Genomic DNA, 604 nt, shown 5'->3' on the forward strand with positions numbered 1-604 from the left:
GGCGGGATCATCCAGGTGATCACCTCCAGCGCCGGCTCGAACACCACCAACGCCTTGTCCGGCAGGGGCGCGGCGCTCTGCCCACGGGACTCGGCGAGGCGATGCTCGCGCCCGCCCAGCGCATTGCCATCAAGGATCTTGACCCGGTAATCGCGCAGCAACGGCGTGCGGATGGCCGCGAGCGAGGTGATCACCCGACCCGCCTGCTCGGCGCTGTCGCCCACCAGCGCGGCCGAGATCTCCGGCTCCAGTCCATTGAGCTTGTCGTACACCGCTCTCAGCGTCACCGGGATTTCCTCACGCGCCCCTTGATAAGCCGCATGGATCGACGGTTGCTGGCGGGTGACCACCTGCATCATCAGATCGAACAGCGTCGAGAACAACAGCTGACGGGTGTACTGGCTTTGCGCCGTCTGCTCAAACCAGGCGTTAAGCTGGTCCGGATGGAAGCTGCGCTTCAGCACCGCACGCGCCATGGTGGGATAGGGAAATGCTCGGCAAAGCGCTCAAACAGTGGGTTCAGCAACACCGTCAACAGCCAGCTGGTTACAAAAGGGCGCGATTGTACCGAAGACGCGCGACTCGCGCTGCTCGGGCGATTCAG

General features: G+C 64.1%; 1 pseudogene. It reads right to left on the reverse strand.

Features of this window, described 5'->3' with window-relative positions:
* Positions 1-464: pseudogene (locus CKO23_RS25125) on the reverse strand (IS4 family transposase); the annotation flags it as partial.
* Positions 465-604: the final 140 nt, after the last annotated feature.

Source organism: Thiocystis violacea, assembly GCF_016583565.1.
GTDB classification, from domain to species: domain Bacteria; phylum Pseudomonadota; class Gammaproteobacteria; order Chromatiales; family Chromatiaceae; genus Thiorhodococcus; species Thiorhodococcus violaceus_A.